The following is a 2,917-nucleotide window of genomic DNA, read 5'->3' on the forward strand; positions in this document are numbered from 1 at the left end:
GGCCCGTTGGGTGGGCCCGTTGGGTGTACGCGAAGAAATAAAGCGCTTTGACTGGGCGTCGGCCAACTGGACAACCGATTCCGCCACGTTTTTACCAAATGGCTCGGCAATTGCGGCTACCTGGAACCCGGTAATGGCCAACAGGTATGGCGTAGTATTAGGCGAGGAAGCCAATGCCCGTAAAAAGATTGTAATGCTTTCACCCGCATTTAATATTTGCAGGATGCCGCTTTGCGGCCGCACCTATGAATATTATTCGGAGGACCCTTACTTAAACAGTCTGTTGGCTGTTCAATCTGTAAAAGGGATCCAAAGCCAGCATGTAGCAGCCTGTATAAAACATTTTGCCGCAAATAACCAGGAACTTAACCGCGATAGCGTAAATACTATAGTTGATGAAAGGGCCTTACGCGAAATCTATTTCCCGGCATTTAAAGCAGCCGTACAGCAAGGGAATGCCTACACCGTTATGTCGGCCTATAATAAGCTGAACGGTTATTGGTGCTCAGAAAATGATTTTTTATTAAATAAAGTACTAAAAAACGAATGGGGCTTTAAAGGGGCTGTTATCTCGGACTGGGCAGGAACGCACCATACCGTTGCCGCCGCTAACAATGGACTGGATATTGAAATGGGATCAAGCGGACCATATGATCAATGGTATTTTGCCCAACCATTACTTAAAGCAGTTAAGGAAGGCCGGGTTTCGGTAAAAACAATTGACGATAAAGTGCGCAGGGTTTTGTGGGTAATGTACCATACCTCCATGAGTACCAATCACCCTAAAGGATCTATCGCTACACCGGCGCATACCAAAACCGCATATGATATTGCCTCAGAGTCCATTGTACTGTTGAAAAACGACAACCATTTATTGCCTTTGAAAGCAGCTACCATTAAAAGCATTGCGGTTATAGGCGATAATGCCACCCGCACATTTGCTTTAGGCGGGTTTGGCGCGGGCGTAAAAGCTAAATATGAGATAACAGCATTAGACGGTATCAAATCAAGATTCGGTAAAACAGCGAGCATCAGTTTCGCCCAGGGTTACAAGGCTAACTATTTAGCAAACAATACGGATACGCAAAATAGTGGCTATGACCAGCCCGACCAAAAGCTAATTGATCAGGCCGTGGCGCTTGCAAAAACCAGCGACGTTGCCATTTTGTGCATCGGCTCAAACCGTGAATATGAAAGCGAAGCCCATGACCGTAAAAGCCTGGCGCTGCCTTTTGGAGAGCAGGCATTGGTTAACGCGGTTACCGCAGCTAACCCKAATACTATTATTGTGATCATGGCCGGCGCCCCGTACGATCTGAGCGAGATCAAAAAGTCAAATCATACAATTGTTTGGTCCTGGTTCAACGGCTCGGAAGCAGGAAACGCACTTGCCGATGTGTTAAAAGGCGTGGTGAACCCGTCCGGCAAATTGCCATTTACCTTTCCTGTATCGTTAGGAGACACTCCTGCTGCTGCATTAAATACTTACCCGGGTAAAGGCGCAACGGCAGAATATAAAGAGGGCATACTGGTTGGCTACCGCTGGTACGACACAAAGAAAATTGAACCGCAATACCCCTTCGGTTATGGGCTTTCCTATACTGATTTTTCCATAAGCCGCTTCTCGGCTGATAAATTAAGCTACGGGAAAAACGGAACCATCCGTGCAAAATTCACCATTAAAAATACAGGCAGCAGCTACGGCGCCGAAGTGGTGCAATTGTATGTAAGCGATCCGGTTAGTTCGGTTTTGCGTCCTGAAAAAGAATTGAAGGCTTTTAAAAAAGTTTTTCTGCAACCGGGCGAAACTAAAACAGTTGAACTGGATGTAAGGGTGGAGGACCTGGCCTTTTACGACGTGACAAAAAAAGGCTGGAATAATGAAGCCGGCGAGTTTATCCTCCAATTAGGTAATTCATCGCGCAATATTTCAAAAACAGTAAAAATATCGGTTAAATAAGAAAAGTGATGCCACCAGTCCACGGGGCATTGCGCAATATCCTACTGCCCGGAAACGGTGAGTCTGCCAATGTTTGAGCACATTTCGGATAACAGAAATGCCCCATTCGGCTTATAAATAAGTGTAAAAAAACAATAAATAGTATCGATTTTGATGATGAAAAAAATAATACCCATTTCAGGTTTGTGCCTGTTCCTGTTCACTGCAACAAGCTTGAAAGCGCAAAACCCTAAGCTTACGCTTGATTTAACCAAGCCCGGCGCAAACGTAAGCCCGCAACTGTATGGGCTGATGACCGAAGAGATCAACCATTCGTACGATGGGGGATTATATGCCGAGCTGATCAGAAACAGGATATTTAAAGACAACCCAAATACGCCGGAAGCATGGAGCGTGATCAATGAAGGCAGTGCGAAGGCCACCATCCAATTAGTTGCCCCAAACCCCAACAATGTACCCGTCGATCAGCGGCACCACGCCATTAATGGCGCATTAACTACTTGTTTAAGGCTATTGGTTGATACCGGCGGCGGCCGGGCCGGCATTGCAAACGAAGGTTATTGGGGCATACCTGTTTTGCCGAATACAACTTATAACGCTTCATTTTATATTAAAGGAGCAGCAAGCGGGCCAATACCCCTCAGCCCCTGGGACCCTAAGCCTACAACCCCCCTTCCGGTAATTGCCGATAACACTGCCGGGCCCATAACCGTAAGTATAGAAAGCAATGACGGTAAAACGGTATATGCTTCAGGTACCATCAACTTAATAAAAAGCGCCTTTTGGAAAAAATACGAGCTTAAATTAACAACCGGCGCTGGCGTTAAACCAACAACTGATGCCCGTTTTGTTATTTCGACAAACCGTACCGGGGTTTATTATTTTAACCTCGTGTCATTATTCCCGCCGACTTACCATAACCGTCCGAATGGGAACCGGGTAGATTTAATGAAGTTA

2 protein-coding genes are annotated in these 2,917 nt (G+C 46.0%); both read left to right on the forward strand.

Going from position 1 to position 2,917, the window contains the following annotated elements; genetic code table 11:
• The coding region (locus tag AC1DYT_RS26625; RefSeq protein ID WP_477472516.1) for a glycoside hydrolase family 3 C-terminal domain-containing protein at positions 1–1,960 on the forward strand (1,960 nt) is incomplete at its 5' end.
• A gap of 153 nt (positions 1,961–2,113) precedes the next feature.
• The coding region (locus tag AC1DYT_RS26630) for a carbohydrate binding domain-containing protein (RefSeq protein ID WP_477472517.1) at positions 2,114–2,917 on the forward strand (804 nt) is incomplete at its 3' end.

The sequence above is a fragment of the Mucilaginibacter sp. P1_D10 genome (assembly GCF_056406215.1).